2 protein-coding genes are annotated in these 17,569 nt (G+C 40.8%); both read right to left on the bottom strand.

Annotation, left to right across the window (positions count from 1 at the left end; genetic code table 11):
- Positions 1-125: 125 nt before the first annotated feature.
- The gene (locus EWV60_RS07430) at positions 126-14,267 is read right to left on the bottom strand and encodes a non-ribosomal peptide synthetase (protein ID WP_287231701.1); all 14,142 of its coding nucleotides are present in this window, start codon (positions 14,265-14,267) and stop codon (positions 126-128) included.
- Positions 14,264-17,569, bottom strand: a complete 3,306-nt coding sequence (locus tag EWV60_RS07425) for a non-ribosomal peptide synthetase (RefSeq protein WP_287231700.1) — start codon at positions 17,567-17,569, stop codon at positions 14,264-14,266. Before EWV60_RS07425 ends, EWV60_RS07430 begins: the two co-directional genes overlap by 4 nt.

The following is a 17,569-nucleotide window of genomic DNA, read 5'->3' as shown; positions in this document are numbered from 1 at the left end:
ATCACGAAGTTTGCCCTGAGGATGAAAAAGTCCATCAGATTGCCATTGACTAGGATCAATATTTGCCCTTTGCCGTTTTAACTGTCTTGCTAAACTATTGAAATCAGCTAAAACTTTAACTGTTTTTATAATTCACCATCCTCATAATCTTCCAAGCTTTCAGTCATAGCTGTTTCTCCCGGTGCAACGGTAAGAACTTCAATGATTTGGGCTAAATTAGCGATAGTTGGGTATTCCAGCAGATTTTGTAAAGACAATTCCACCGAGAAAAGATCGCGGGAACGGGAAATAACCTGAGTCGCTAACAAAGAATGTCCTCCCAATTCAAAGAAATTATCCTTAATTCCAATACGTTCGACTCCCAAAACTTCACTCCAAATTTGAGACATTTGAGTTTCAATCGGGGTACGAGGTGCGAGAAATCCCGTAGCTAAATTGCGTGTAGCTGTATCGGGTGTAGGCAAAGCCAGCCGATCTACTTTACCATTAGGAGTCAAAGGTAGGGTATTAAGCAAAACAAAAGCCTGGGGAACCATATAACTAGGTAGCTTTTGTTGGACAAATTCCCGCACCTGTGGTATCAGCTTCTGGACTAATTTACCATATAGAGGATTATTCGTATAATCAGTCCAGGATTTGGGAATAATCCTCTCATCATCCCAAAAATTGGGGTATGGTTGTTCATCAACTTTACTTATTATCGGTTCTAAGATGGCATTCTGGCGACAGAAAACCACATCGAAAGAACCATCTTGACTACCTTCCCACCAACTGAGATGAACAGTGTAACCTAACTGTTCTCCCAGTTGCCACATTTGCTCAGGATTAATCCCTATCCCGCTATTTTTTGCTAACAATTGCCGCAATTCTCCCACCGTTTTTACCCCAGGAGGATTTTCTAGACAGTCTAAAATTTGTAGCGCCTTTTGTAATCGTTGATTGGGTACATCTCTAATACCTAAATATTCTGGTTGTTCCAGTTTTAGTTTATCTTGCAGTTGCCCTAAAGAAAACCGATCCCGCTGCCAATTTAGCCAAGGAATTGTCGTTTTTTGCCCATCAGTATCCAGATGTAAAGTAACATCATAGCGGAATTGGGTTAACTCATTGTCAGCCTGACCCCGTTTCGGGGCAATTTCTACCCAAGAAATTCGCGGAAAACGTTGTTTAAGCGCGATAAAGAACTGAGGTGCAATTAACAATTCTTCTTCGGTAGCTACACTTTGATTCACCTGTTTTTGCCATTCTTCAAGGGTTTTATTAGCTTCAGTGCGAGCTAACTGTACCGCGGCATGGTAAGGCTCTAGTAAGGACAAACTACGGATATCACCTAGGAAAATCTTACCCTGATCCGCAATCGCCTTGACTGCTCCTGCGATAACTTGTAATAGATAATCCACACTAGGGAAATACTGAACCACAGAGTTAATTACTACTCGATCAAAAGTAGCTTGGGGAATGCCAGTAAAATCATCGGCTGTTCGGTGTAATAATTTTACTTTGCCCTCTAAACCCTCAATTGTGCCACATAAATGTTCGAGGTTATTAATAGTAGCAGCGGAATAATCGGCTCCCCAATATTCCTGACAATGTTTCGCCACACGGAATAGCAATAAGCCACTTCCGCAACCAATTTCTAACACTCGTTGCGGTGGTTGATCTGCCAAAATTCGGCTCACTGTCTGATCAACCCATTCCTGCATTTCTGCTGCGGGAATAGCTTGTCCCGTATAACTACTATTCCAACCACTAATATTAAAAGTGGGGTCCTCGGTTTGAGGTTGGGGTTTACTGTAGGATTCTTCGTAAATCTTTTGCCAATCACTAACATATTCACTTTGCCATTGAGCAAGCTGTTGGGGCAATACTTGACCCTTGAGAGCCGGAACTAAGTAGGCTACCAAATTAGTATTAAGCTGGTCATGATCATGATCACTTGCCTGATCAGCGCGAGCTATCACAACCGCTTCTTGTACTAGGGGATGTTGGCTCAAAACTGCTTCAATTTCCCCTAATTCAAGGCGGAAACCCCTTACTTTAACCTGATTGTCAATTCGTCCCAGATATTCAATTTTTCCATCAGGTAAATAACGAGCTAAATCTCCTGTTTTATACAAGCGTTTGCCTTTTAACTGTTCCTTGTTTCCTAAATAGATAAATTTCTCTGCTGTCAATTCTAGGCGATTCAAATAACCTCTGGCTACCCCTGCTCCTCCGATATGTAATTCCCCCGGTACACCGATAGGAACCGGTTGTAAATGCGAGTCTAAAATATAAACCTGCACATGAGGAATTGGCCGACCAATAGTTATTTTTGTGTCAAAAGGCGTACATTTAGCTACCGTTGCACAAACAGTTCCTTCGGTGGGTCCATAACCATTAAAGAAATTTCGTCCCTGGGACCATTTTTTCACCAATTCAGGAGAACAAGCTTCCCCGGCGACAATAATAGTTTGCAGAGAGGAAAGATTTTCCCACGGTAGTACCGCTAAAGCTGATGGCGGTAGAGTAATATGAGTAATCTTATTCTCCCGTAATTGCTTGATTAAGGGTAAACCGGGCATTAAATTTTCTTTACTTGCCAAATAAAGTGTCGCTCCTGCTCCCAAAGCCATTAAAACTTCTGAAATACAGGCATCAAAACTAAAAGAAGCAAATTGAAGCACTCGACTCTGAGAAGACACAGCAAAAGTCTGAATTTGCGCCAGAGCAAGGTTACACAACCCTTGATGTTCAACCATCACCCCTTTAGGTTTACCCGTAGAACCAGAAGTATAAATCACATTAGCCAAATTAGAAGCTGTTACCTTCACCGTCAAATTATCCCGGTTCATTGGTTTAATTTCTTGCCAAATTTCAGCTAAAAATACAGTTTTAGCTTGATGATTTGGGAGTTTATCAATCAGTGAACTTTGGGTTAGTAATAAGGGTACTTGACTATCCTCTAACATAAATTGTAGGCGTTCTTGAGGATATTCTGGGTCAAGGGGGAGATAGGCAGCACCGGCTTTAAGGATGGCTATTAATGCCACAATCATGTCTAAAGAGCGCTCTACACATAAACCGACTATTACCTCGGTTTCTACACCTAAAGAGCGTAAATAGTGAGCTAGTTGATTGGCCCGACTATTTAATTCTGCATAGGTCAACTGTTGATTTTCAAAGACTACTGCTACTCCATCAGGGGTACGCGCTGCTTGTTCCTCAATTAATTGATGAATACACTTGTTATAGGAGTAATCAGCTTTTGTCTCATTCCAACCCTCTAATAGTTGATACTCTTCCTCTGGGGTTAATAAGGGTAGTGAAGCTACTGATTGACGGGGATTTTCCACAATTGCCGCTAACAAAGTCGTAAAATGAGTCATCATACGGACAATAGTTTCAGCATCAAATAAATCCCTGTTATAAGAGCAAAAACCGCCTAATCCTTCCGGTGCATCCCAGAGGTAAACTTCTAAGTCAACCCTGACTGAATCAAATCCTGATTGTATCTCCTCAATGTTTACTCCGGGTAAATCCCAGGGAGAACTAGGAGCATTCTGAAGGGCAAAAACTATCTGTGTTAAAGGATTACGATCTAAATGACGCTCAATTTGTAATTTTTCGACTAACATCTCGAAGGGTAAATCTTGATGGTCGTAAGCATCTTGAGTAGTTTGTCTGACCTGCGCGAGAAAATCCTCAAAGGTCAGGTCTTGAGATAAATCAAATCTTAACACTAAACTATTGACAAAAAAGCCAATTAACCATTCAATTTCGGTGCGGTTACGGTTAGCAATTGGTGAACCAATTACCACATCTGTTTGTTGACTATAACGAGATAGTAACACAGCAAAACCCGCCAGTAATGTCATAAAGAGAGTGCTACCGGACTCTTGACTAAGTTTTTTCAGTTGTTGCGTTAGTTGACTATCTAGTTGCAGTCGCTCCGTCCCTCCGCGAAAGCTTTGGATTGCTGGCCGGGGACGGTCTGTGGGAAGTTGGTGTAGTAGGGGAATCCCGGTTAATTGTTGCTTCCAGTAGCTTAATTGACGGTCTAATACTTCATTAGTTAACCATTGACGCTGCCACAGGGCAAAGTCAGCATACTGTATTGATAAATCAGGTAAATCTGCTTTTGTCCCGGTGCAGAAACTTCGATAATAGACCGATAATTCGTCCACTAAAACACCTATTGACCAACCATCCGCCGCAATATGGTGAATGGCTAATAATAGGACATATTCCTCTGTCTGCAATTGCCATAATTTGACTCGTAATACTGACCCTGATTCGAGATCAAAGCGTTCGGATGCTGCTGCTAATAACAGGTTTTTTACCTGTTGCTCAGAATGACTGAGGTTTTGCAGATTGACAACTGGTAAGGTGAAAGTTACATTAGGATCGATCGCTTGTATTGGTTGGTTATCTTTGAGTTTAAATTGAGTCCGTAGGGGTTCATGGCGTTGAATAATTGCTTGGAAAGCTTTTTCTAAGGCTTTAATATTGAGATTTCCGCGCAAACCCATGGTTAAATCAATAGTATAAGCCCCACTTTCCCCTTCTAATTGATTCACAAACCAGAGACGTTCCTGGGCCCAGGATAGGGGAATATCATCCTCTCGATTAACGGGGACAATTGATGGTAGCTTTAACCCTAAACCTGTTTGCAGTTCTTTTAAAATTACCCCACTTAACTGAGCAATGGTTGGCGATTCAAACAGATAACGCAAGGGTAAAACAATCTCAAAGGTTTCCTGTAATCGAGAAATAACTTGAGTCGCCAACAGAGAATGGCCCCCTAATTCAAAGAAATTATCCTCAATACTGACTCGTTCTAATTTCAGTACCTCACCCCAAATCTGCGCCATTTTTTCTTCAATGGGATTACGGGGGGCTATATATTCACCTTGGCGCTGTAAATCGGGAACAGGTAAAGCGCGGCGGTCGATTTTGCCATTGGGAGTTAAGGGGAAAGTATCAAGAAGGACAAACGCAGTTGGGACCATATAGTCGGGTAATTTTGCTCGCAAAAATTGCCGTATTTCGTTAATTGTCAGGTTGATTTCGGGTTGCGGTACAACGTAAGCAACTAAGCGTTTATCCCCTAGATTATCTTCACGAACAATCACACAAGAAGACTGTACCGCCTCATTTTGGTTGAGTAAGGCCTCAATTTCTCCTAATTCAATACGGAAGCCGCGAAGTTTTACTTGATTGTCAATGCGTCCTAAATATTCGATTTTACCATCGGGTAAATAACGCCCTAAGTCTCCCGTTTTATATAATTTTGACGGCTCATTGCCCCCCTTATTAAGGGGGGTTGGGGGGATCACTTCATCCTTCTCAAAAGGATTAGGAATAAATTTTTCTTGGGTTAATTCGGGACGATTGAGATAACCCCGCGCTAATCCCATACCACCAATATGTAATTCTCCCGGAACACCAATCGGGACAGGTTGTAAATGGGAGTCTAAGATATAAATTTGGGTGTTAGCAATGGGGCGACCAATAGTTACTTTCAGGGTTTCATCTGTCCATTTTTCTACCGTGGCACAAACGCTGGTTTCTGTCGGTCCATAAGCATTAAAGAAATTTCTACCCGTAGCCCATTGTTTGATCAATTCTTCTGAACAAGCTTCTCCTGCCACAATAATTGTTTGTAACTCTGGGATGTCTTCTAGTGGCAAAGCCGCTAAGGCTGAGGGGGGTAAAGTAATATGAGTAATACCATAATCTTTTAATCGCCCCATTAATGGCAACCCAGGCATTAAAGCGTCTTTTGTGTCTAAATAAAGGGTTGCACCTGCTCCTATTGCCATGATAATTTCCCAGATAGAAGCATCAAAATTGAGGGAAGCAAACTGGAGAATGCGAGAGTTTGACTGTAAGTTAAACGTTTTAATTTGCGCTTGAGCTAGGTTAAATAGTCCCCGATGTTCCACCATTACCCCCTTGGGTTTTCCTGTAGAACCAGAGGTATAAATGAGATTAGCTAAATTATTGGCTGTTACTACTCCTGTTAGGTTATCTTGGCTGTTTTGGTTAATTTCTTCTGTGAATCTGTCTAACAAGATTAGCGGCGCTTGATGTTCGGGTAATTTATCGATTAATCCCTCTTGAGTGACCAATAATGACAGTTGAGCATCAGCGATGGCAAATTGTAGCCGTTCACTGGGATAATCTGGGTCGAGAGGTAGATATGCACCACCCGCTTTTAATATCCCCAATAATCCCACAATCATCTCTAAGGAACGCTCAAGGGAAATACCGACTAAAGTATCAGCTTTTACGCCTAATTTCCGCAGATAATGAGCTAATTGATTAGCACGACAATTTAACTCATTGTAGGTTAATTGTTGCTGGGAACAGACCACCGCTACCGCGTCGGGTGTGCGTTTTACCTGTTCCTCAAATAACTGATGAATACACTTATACTCAGGATAGTCAACTTGAGTATTGTTCCACTCAATTAATAACTGATTAGTCTCACTTTCTGTCAGTAAGGGTAATTGGGAAATCCGCGCTTGAGGATTAGCCGCAATTCCCCCTAATAAGTTGAGAAAATGCCCTGATAATCGCTCAATAGTGCTACTTTCAAACAAATCAGTATTATATTCCCAGACACCTTTTAAGCCATCATCGGTGTTAACCATAGCTAAGGTTAAATCAAACTTAGCTGTGGTATTTTCTGGTGGCAAATCTGTCACCGTTAATCCCGTCATTGCAATCTCAGACTTAGGTGTATTTTGCAGGACAAAAGCGACTTGAAATAGGGGAGTATGGCTCAAATCCCGTTCTGGTTGCAACGCTTCGACTAACATTTCAAAGGGTAAGTCTTGGTGCGCGTAAGCATCCATTGTCACTTCCCGAACACGGGTTAATAACTGACTAAAACTCGGATTATCTGATAAATCCGTCCGCATCACTAAAGTATTAACAAAGAAGCCGATTAAACCCTCAATTTCACCGCGATTACGATTAGCGATGGGAGTTCCTACTAAAATATCACTTGACCCTGTATAACGATACAGTAAAGCATCAAAAGAAGCCAACAGCGTCATAAATAATGTCACCCCTTGTTGGCGACTTAATTCAGTCAAAGCTTGGCTAAGTTTGGGGGAAAGGGAAAATTCTTGCTGAGTACCGACAAAGCTTTGCACCGCAGGTCGAGGGTGGTCTGTGGGAAGAGATAATAAAGGGGGTGCAGCTGTTAGTTGATTTTGCCAGTAATTTAATTGACTTTGCAGGACATCCCCTTGCAACCATTGTTTTTGCCAGAGTGCAAAATCTGCATACTGAATCGGTAAAGGAGCTAAATTTGCGGGATGATTTTGAGTGTAAGCATTATATAAGCTGGTCAGTTCGTGAATAAATACTTCTATTGACCAACCATCACTAATAATGTGGTGCATACACACTAATAAGAAATGTTCCGTCTCCGATAGCACCACTAAAGTGATTCTGATTAAGGATTCTTTGGCTAAATCAAAGGGTTGAGTGGCTTGTTTTTGCTTTAATTGCTCTGTTTTTTCTGCTTGCTCCTGGATGGGTAAATCTTGTAAATCAACGACCGATATTGTCTCCCTTGTTGTTTGAATAATCTGAGTCGGTTGTCCATCAATCGTGACAAAATTAGTCCGTAATACTTCATGGCGATTACAGATTTCTCGTAAACTTTGTTCTAAGGCCTTTTGATTGAGGTTGCCTCGGAAATGTAACACCATCGGTATATTGTATAAAGCGCTATTTGGTTGCAATTGATCTAAAAACCATAAACGCTGTTGAGCAAAAGATAGAGGTAGTTCTGTATCCTTAGTTCTCGGTAAAATGGGGGGTACTGTTAGCGTGAGATTTTGCTGCTGTAATTGTCCAATAAGATGCGCTAATTCGGCCACCGTAGCTGCTGCAAATAAACTCCGCAAAGGCAGTTCTATTTCAAATAAACTCCGAATCCGAGAAACTAATTGAGTTGCGAGGAGAGAATGGCCGCCAATTTCAAAGAAATTATCATAAATTCCCACTTGCTCTATTTTGAGTATTTCTGTCCAAATTTGCACCAACATCTCCTCAATTCCATTGCGTGGTGCTACATATTGATCCCGGCGATTTCCTATTTTATCTGGTGCGGGCAAAGCGCGACGATCTACTTTACGATTAGTAGTAAGGGGTAAAGATTCCAGAAAAACAAAAGCTTGAGGAACCATATACAAAGGCAATTTACTGGACAGAAACTGACGCAGTTCACTAATCATCGGTATCCGTTCGTAATGAGCTACTATGTAGGCGACTAAATATTTATCCCCCGGAGTATCTTCCCGAATAATCACACAAGATGTTTGTACATCAATATTTTGGTTAAGTACCGCTTCAATTTCTCCTAACTCAATACGGAATCCGCGAATTTTAACCTGATTGTCAATCCGGCCAAAACATTCAATATTACCATCAGGTAAATAACGCGCTAAATCTCCCGTTTTATACAAACGATTGAACGGTGAATGAGCAAAGGGATTGTTAATAAATTTTTCAGCAGTTAATTCGGGACGATTCAGATAACCCCGCGCTAAACGAACACCGCATAAATGCAATTCTCCCTTAACTCCAATGGGTACAGGTTGCAGATTTTGATCCAAGATATATGCTTTGGTATTAGCAATGGGACGACCAATCAGCACCGAATTGATTTTTTCTGACTGATAATCTAGCAAGTCATGAACTATGGCGGTTACAGACGCTTCTGTGGGGCCATAGACGTTGATACATTGAACCCGTTTCCCGACCATTTGTCGCCAAATATTGACGGTTTCTGGTAACACTGCATCCCCTCCCACGGCGACAACCCGCAGACTGGATGGTACAGTAGCTAATGATTGGGAAACGGCGATTGCCCATTCATGCCAATAGGCGGGGGTAATATTTAAAACGGTGAGGCTTTCTTGTTCGATAAAATCGGCAAAATCAGTCAAAGTTGGGAACATTTGCCCTGGTCTTAAGACCACTGTGCCACCTTTTAACCAAGTGGGAAAAATTTCTTCGGCGGCGACATCAAAGCCAAAGGAAGCAAACTGTAAAACGCGATCAGATTCTGTTAAACCGAATACTTCACTAATGCCACAACTATGATTAACTAAGGCCGCGTGGGTTAACATCACTCCTTTAGGTTTACCGGTTGAACCAGATGTATATAATAGGCATAGTAGATTTTCTGGGGCTACTTCACTGAAGGGATTTTCTGGACTTTGAACTGTCAAAATCTCGGCTAATTTATCTAAGACAATTACCCCCACATCTTCTGCTGGTAAAGAATCGAGTAAACTTTCTTGAGTTAGCAGTAGAGAAATTTGTGCATCTTCTGCCATATAAGTCAACCGTTGCTGGGGATAATCTGGATCTAAAGGTATATAGGATCCTCCAGCTTTGAGAACTGCCAATAATCCGACAATAACTAACAGCGACCGCTCTAGATAAATGCCAACTAAAACTTCTGAATTTACCCCCAAAGATTGGAGATAATGGGCTAATTTATTTGCCTGAATATTTAATTCTTGATAGGTTAATTCTTGACCTTCAAAGACCACTGCTACTGCAGCCGGTGTTCGTGCCGCTTGTTCTTCAAATAATTGATGAATACATTGATGGAAAGGATATGCTTTTTCGGTGGCATTCCAGTCTTTTAATAATTCTTTTGCCTCTACTTCGGTTAATAATGGTAGTTGGAAAATTGGCTGCTGCGGGTTAACAACCAATGCTTCTAGCAAGGTGATGAAATTTCCTGTTAATCGCTCAATGGTGCTGCGATCAAATAAATCGGTATTATATTCCCATACGCCTTTTAATTCTGCACCGGTATTCTCCATAGCCAGGGTTAGATCAAATTTGGCGGTCTCATTTTCCGTGGTGAGGGGAGTGGCGGTTAATCCTGTTAGTTCTAAGGGAGACGGAGGACTATTTTGCAGCAGAAAATCCACTTGAAATAAAGGCGCGTGACTTAAATCTCGTTCAGGTTGTAGGACTTCTACTAACATTTCAAAGGGCAAATCCTGATGAGCATAGGCATCCATTGCCATTTCCCGTACTCGACCCAATAACTGATTAAAATTGGGCTTACCTGACAAGTCAATTCGCAAGACCAAAGTATTGACAAAAAAGCCGATTAAACCTTCAATTTCACTGCGATTACGGTTAGCAATGGGAGTGCCAATTAAGATGTCTTCCTGTTCTGTATAACGGTAAAGTAAGACAGCATAAGCGGTTAACAGGGTCATAAATAAGGTGACACCCTGTTCCTGGGTTAATTGGGTCAGTTTTTCGGTTAATTCCCAAGAAAGGCTAAAGGGTAAATGTCCCCCAGCAAAACTTTGTTGATTGGGTCGAGGTCTATCTGTTGGTAAAGATAGGAGGGCCGGTGCGCTGGCTAACTGTTTTTGCCAGTAATCTAGTTGCTGTTGCAATACCTCTCCCTGCAGCCATTGTCTTTGCCAAAGGGTAAAATCTCCATACTGGATAGATAGGGGATTTAGAGGCGAAGATAAACCCTGAATATAGGCATTATAGAGGGCGGTTAATTCCTGAAGAAATACTCCCATTGACCAGCCATCACTGACAATGTGGTGCATACAGACTAATAAGAGATGTTCCGTTTCAGATAACACCACTAAAGTGATTCTGATTAAGGGTTCACCAGCTAAGTCAAAGGGGTGAATCGCTTGATTTTGTGCTAACTCTTGGGAGGCAATTGCTTGTTCACTGCTAGATAAATGCTGTAAATCCACAACCGTAACTGTCCAGGTTCGTGCTTGTACAACCTGGGTAGGGATACCATCAACGGTAATGAAGTTGGTGCGTAAAGCCTCATGGCGATCGCAAATTTCTTCTAAACTCTGGATTAAGATTTCTGAGTTTAAAGTTCCCTCTAAACGCAAGGCTAGGGGTATATTATAAAAAGAACTATTCGACTCAAATTCAGCCAAAAACCAGAGACGAGTCTGAGCAAAAGATAGGGGTAATTCTGCTGCTTTGTCCCTGGGTAAAATCGGCAGTTCAGTTAGTTGTTCTCTTTCGGAAAGCCGTTTTATTTCTTGGGACAATTCGGCGATTGTCGGTGCAACAAATAACTCGCGTAAGGGCATTTCTACCTGAAAAGCCTCACGGATGCGCGAAATTAGTTGCGTTGCTAATAATGAATGTCCGCCTAACTCAAAGAAGTTGTCGTGAATCCCCACCTGTGCAACTTTTAACACTTTTCCCCAAATCGAGGATAATATCTCCTCAATGGGGTTACGCGGCGCAATGTATTGCGCTTGGCTTTGGAATTCGGGGGACGGTAAAGCACGATGATCGATCTTACCATTAGGCGTTAAGGGTAGGGATTCCAAAATGACAAAGGCACTAGGAATCATATACTCTGGTAACTTGGCTTTCAGGAATTGCCGCAGCTGAGTAACATTAAGCGAATTTTTCTCTTTTGGGGCGGAAATAATCTCTACTTGGGGAATAATATAAGCGACTAAACGTTTCTGATTGGTCTCATCTTCTTGGGCAATAACAACAGCCGTTTTTACTGCATTGTGCTGACTAAGAACGGTTTCAATTTCTCCCAATTCAATGCGAAAACCCCGAATTTTTACTTGATTGTCAATCCGTCCTAAATACTCAATATTACCGTCGGGTAAATACCGACATAAATCTCCCGTTTTATATAATTTTGACGGCTCATTGCCCCCCTTATTAAGGGGGGTTGGGGGGATCACTTCATCCTTCTCAAAAGAATTAGGGATAAATTTCTCTTGTGTTAACTCTGGACGATTAAAATAACCCCGCGCTAATCCCATACCACCAATATGTAATTCTCCAGCTACCCCCACAGGAACAGGTTGTAAGAAAGCATCGAGAATATAAACCTGAGTATTACTGATGGGTCGCCCAATGGGAATATTGGTTATAGTTGGTGAAGTAAATTCGGAGAGAGTCGCCGCAATGGTTGCTTCTGTTGGTCCGTAACCATTTAATAGTCGAGGAAGAGGGGAATATTGACCCGTAACTGTTTGCCATTGCTGGACTTTTGCCGGTTGAATGGCTTCCCCACCAATGACAATTAGTTTAATCTTTGAGAGAATTGGCAGGGTATCAGGGGTTAATTCAGAGGCTAATTGATGCCAATAAGCCGTAGGAATCCCCAAAACTGTTAATTGCCATTTTTGACAACATTGCCAAAAATCCTCACTAGAGCGCAACATCTCTTCTGTTCGCAATACCAAGGTCGCACCCGATAACAAACTAACAAAGATTTCTTGAACGGAAGCATCAAAGCAGATAGAAGAAAATTGCAGAATTTGATCCTCTGAGGTAATACCATACTCTAGAATAGTAGTCAGTATATAGTTGACTACTGAGCGATGTTCAATCATTACCCCTTTGGGTTGACCTGTGGAGCCAGAGGTGTAGATAATATAGGCTAAATTGTGCTGAGCAACTTCTACCAGAGGGTTAACTGTACTCTGTTTGGCAATTGTTGACCAGTCTTGGTCTAAACAGATGGTTGTTCCTTGAAATGCTGGTAATTGTTCCAGAAGTTGTGATTGAGTCAGGAGAATACTAAGTTGAGTATCTTCAAGAATATAGGTAATTCGCTCTTTTGGATAATTAATATCTAAAGGAACGTAAGCTCCCCCAGCTTTAAGTATTCCCAGGATTCCGATAATCATATCTAGGGAACGTTCAACAAAAATCCCGACTAAACTATCGGCTTTTACCCCTAAAGATTGTAGGTAATGGGCTAACTGATTAGCACGATTATTTAATTCTTGATAGGTGAAAAATTCATTTTCTAATTTAACAGCGATCGCCTGGGGAGTTAGTTCTACTTGTTGTTCAAATAACTGATGCAGACAAAAATCATTTTTGTAGTCAATCTGAGTTTGATTCCAGTTAAATAATAACTGATTAGTCTCGCTTTCTGTCAGTAAGGGTAATTGACTAATTGCTTGTTCTGGATTAGCAATAATCCCAGTTAATAGGTTAACAAAATGCCCTGATAGTCGCTCAATTGTACTTTTGTCAAACAGATCTGTATTATATTCCCAAATCGCAGTTAATCTGGCTTCTTTTACCTGTATGGATAAACTTAAGTCAAACTTAGCTATCTTAAATTCCAAAGGCTGATGAGTGGCTTTTATTCCTTCTAAATCTATACTATCTACAATTTCATTATCTAAACCAAACATCACCTGAAATAAAGGAGTATAACTCATATTTCTTTCAGGTTGTAGGGACTCTACTAACATCTCAAAAGGTAAATCTTGATGGTCGTAAGCATCCGTTGCTGTTTCTCGTACCTGTTTTAATAACTCGCTAAAACTGGGATTTCTGGCTAAATCTGTTCTTAAGACTAAGGTATTGACAAAAAAGCCGATTAACCCAGCTAATTCACTACGAGTACGGTTAGCGATGGGAGTACCGACTAAAATGTCTGTTTGTCCTGTGTAACGATAGAGTAGAGTCTGAAATGCGGTTAACAGGGTCATAAATAAGGTGACACCTTTTTCCCGACTCAGCTTATTTAACCCTTGACTAAGTTCTGGAGAAAGGATACATTTTATCCGATCTCCCTGAAAACTTTGTTGTAGAGGACGGGGATAATCCGTAGGTAGATGTAATAAAGCGGGTGCTGCTGCTAACTGTTTTTGCCAGTAATTTAACTGATTTTCTCGGATTTCTCCCTGTAAATATTCCCTTTGCCAAATTGCAAAATCTGCGTACTGGATTGGTAACTCTTGTAAAAGAGGTTCTAAACCTTTAGTATAGGCATTATAAAGGGTTGTCAATTCCTCAATAAATACCCCCATTGACCAACCATCAGAGACAATATGGTGCAGACAAATCAGCAAAAAATGTTCTGTGTCTGATAACTTAAGTAGGGTGGCCCTAATCAGGGAGTCATTGGCTAAATCAAAAGGTTGATGGCTGCGAATTTCTAGCCATTTTTTTATTTCCTGCTCTTCTCGATATTTTGGGCTGTCTTTCCCATTGACAAGCGTTAATTGCCAATTACTTTCTGGTTTAATTACTTGTACAGGATTTCCCTCAATAGTGGCGAAATTTGTGCGGAGGGACTCATGGCGCTGAATAATTTCTTGTAGGCTTTTTTCGAGGACATCTACCTGGAGATTTCCCGCTAAATGCAAGGCCAGGGAAATGTTATAAAAGGGACTATTTGGTTCTAATTGATCTAAGAACCATAAACGCTGTTGAGCATAAGATAGAGGTAATTCTTCAAAATTCATTTTCTTTTTCTTGGTAAAATGGCTGGAATAATGGTATCGGATTTTTCCTGTTTTAACTGTTCAATCCCTTGGGCTAATTCTGCTAGTGTGGCCGAGTTGAATAACTGACGTAGGGGAAGTTCAACTTTCAAGCGATCGCGTATCTGTGCTACTAATTTAGTGGCTAGTAGGGAATGTCCTCCCAGTTCAAAGAAGTTATCATTTATACCCACTTTCTCGACTTTTAGCACTTCTGACCAAACAGTTACTAATATATCCTCGATCGGGTTACGCGGAGCAACATATTTGTCTGATGGTTCACTACTAGATTCTGGTGGTGGTAAAGCTCGACGATCTATTTTTCCATTAGCAGTAAGGGGTAAGGCATCTAAAATAACGAAAGCATTAGGTATCATGTAATCGGGTAATTTAGCTTTCAGAAATTGCCGTATTTCGTTAATGGTAATTATTTTTTCCGATTGTGGCACAATGTAGGCCACAAGACGCTTATCTCCTGTTGTATCATCCCTCACTATTACTACTGTTTCCCAAATCTGGGGATGAGATGCTAATAATGCTTCTATTTCCCCCAACTCAATCCGAAAACCCCGAATCTTAACCTGATTGTCAATGCGTCCTAAATATTCAATATTACCATCGGGTAAATAACGCCCTAAGTCTCCCGTTTTATATAATTTTGACGGCTCATTGCCCCCCTTATTAAGGGGGGTTGGGGGGATCACTTCATCCTTCTCAAAAGGACTAGAAATAAACCTTTCTTTGGTCAATTCAGGACGATTGAGATAACCTTTTGTTACTCCTGCACCCCCCACATACATCTCACCGGGTACACCAACCGGTACAAGTTGTAAATATTGGTCTAGTAAATATACTTGTAAGTCGGGAATGGGACGACCAATCACACTAGCTGTACTATCCAAGTCGGTCATACTTAATGGTCGATAGGTCACATGAACGGTAGTTTCTGTAATTCCGTACATATTAACTAATTGGGGGCATTGGTCGCCATGGCGCTGAAACCAAGGTTGTAAGCTGTTAATTTCTAAAGCTTCTCCTCCAAAAATAACTAAACGTAAGCTTAAATCGTTATCTGTTGTCGATGAACGATCCCCCCTTGATAAGGGAAAACTTCCTTTTAAGGATTCTTCAGCTTGAATTAACTGACGGAAAGCGGTAGGAGTTTGATTGAGAATTGTTACTTTTTCTTGACATAATAGCTGATAAAATGCTTCGGGGGAACGAGTTATTAAGTAGGGTACAACTACCAAGCGTCCACCATATAACAAAGCTCCCCACATTTCCCACACCGAAAAGTCAAAAGCGTAGGAATGAAATAGACTCCAGACATCTTGACTATTAAAATTATACCAAGCATCTGTAGCGGTAAATAATCGCACGACATTGGAGTGATTGACTAACACCCCTTTCGGTTTACCTGTGGAACCGGAAGTGTAGATAACATAAGCTAAGTTATCTGGAGTGACCGTGTTTTCTGGATTTGACTGGCTGTTTTCAGCGATTTTTTCCCAGTCGGTATCTAAGCAAATAATCGAAGCTTGATGTTGAGGTAGAGTTTCTCCTAGCTTTTGTTGCGTTAACAGCACTGATAATTGAGCATCTTCTAACATGAAGCTTAACCGTTCAATCGGATATTCAGGGTCAAGAGGAACATAAGCACCACCCGCTTTTAATATCCCCAATAAACCCACAATCATCTCTAAAGAACGCTCAAGACAAATCCCCACTAATTGATCAGGTTTTACTCCCAAAGATTGCAAATAATGCGCTAACTGATTAGCTCGATTATTTAATTCATTGTAGGTTAATTGTTGATCTGAATATACAACTGCTACCGATTCGGGTGTGCGTTTTACCTGCTCTTCAAATAACTGGTGAAGACACTTAGTAACTGGGTAATCAACCTGCGGATTATGACCGTCTATTAATAATTGATTTTTCTCAAATTCTGTCAGCAGAGGTAATTGAGAAACTCGCGCCTCTGGATTGGCGACCATTCCCTCCAGTAAGGTTTGAAAATGCCCCAATAGGCGAGTAATTGTCCCATCATCAAATCGGTTAGTATCATAGCTAATTCGCACCTGTAATTGATCCCCAGGGAGCGCAATTAATGTTAGAGGATAATTAGTTTGTTGAGAAACCTGAATATTTTCTAGATAAAAACTATCATTACCTAAGACCGCAGTAGCGTCAACTGGATAATTTTCAAAAACAACTATACTGTCAAATAAAGATGCACTTCTAGGGATTTCACTCCAAGTTTGAATCTCTGCTAATGAACTATATGAGTATTGATTAGACTCAACTAACTGAGCTTGTAAATCTTTCAATAAAGTCAGTGCTGAGGTGTCCGGTTTAACTTGGATTCGCATGGGCAAGGTATTAATAAATAATCCCACCATTGCTTCAATACCAGCAATAGATGTCTCACGACCAGATACAGTCGCACCAAATACTATGTCTGTTTCTTGGCTATAGCGAGATAGCAATAATCCCCAAGTTGCTTGCACTAAATTATTCAGTGTCAAGCGATTTTTCCTAACAAAAGACTGGCAGGCGGCTGTGGTTGAAGCGGGGAACTGAATTTGCTGTTTTTTATAGACGTTGCTATTTTTAGAATTTGATGATCTTTCTATTACCAAAGGAGTAGGAGCAGTAAAACCTTGCAGTTTTTGTTGCCAAAATTCCTCGGCTGGTTTTTGTTCCTGTTGCTGTAGCCAAGCAATATATTGGCGATAGCTGACAACAGGTTGATCAGTGCTAATCTGATTTTGAGAAATTTCTTGATAAATCTTTAAAAAATCTTTAATCACTAAAGATAAAGACCAACCATCAAGTAATAAATGATGACTACTCCAAACAAATTGATAGGTATTTTTATCCAACTTGATCAGATTTAGGCGCATTAATGGAGCTTCAGACAATTCTAGGGATTTTTGCTGATCACTCTCCAAAAAAACTGCTAATTCCTGTTCTTGCTGTTGTGCGGTTAAATGTTGCCAATCATAAGTAGCGACTCTCACAGTTACTTGTCGATACACTACTTGTACAGGTTGGCTCAATGCTTCCCAAATAAAAGCTGTACGGAAAACGACATACTTTTCTACTAATCTTTGCCAAGCTTGCTCAAATATTGTTGTATCGACATTGCCCTTTAAATTACAACTGAATTGGACGAAATATACATCTGCATCTGGCTCATACAAGCTATGAAACAACATCCCCTGTTGCATCGGCGATAGGGGATAAATATCGGCTACATTTTGTCTATTTGTGCTATTCAT

This window comes from Microcystis sp. Msp_OC_L_20101000_S702 (genome assembly GCF_007095705.1).
GTDB lineage: Bacteria > Cyanobacteriota > Cyanobacteriia > Cyanobacteriales > Microcystaceae > Microcystis > Microcystis ichthyoblabe_A.
Note: the sequence above shows the minus strand (reverse complement) of the source record. Positions and strands in the feature narration are given on the sequence as shown.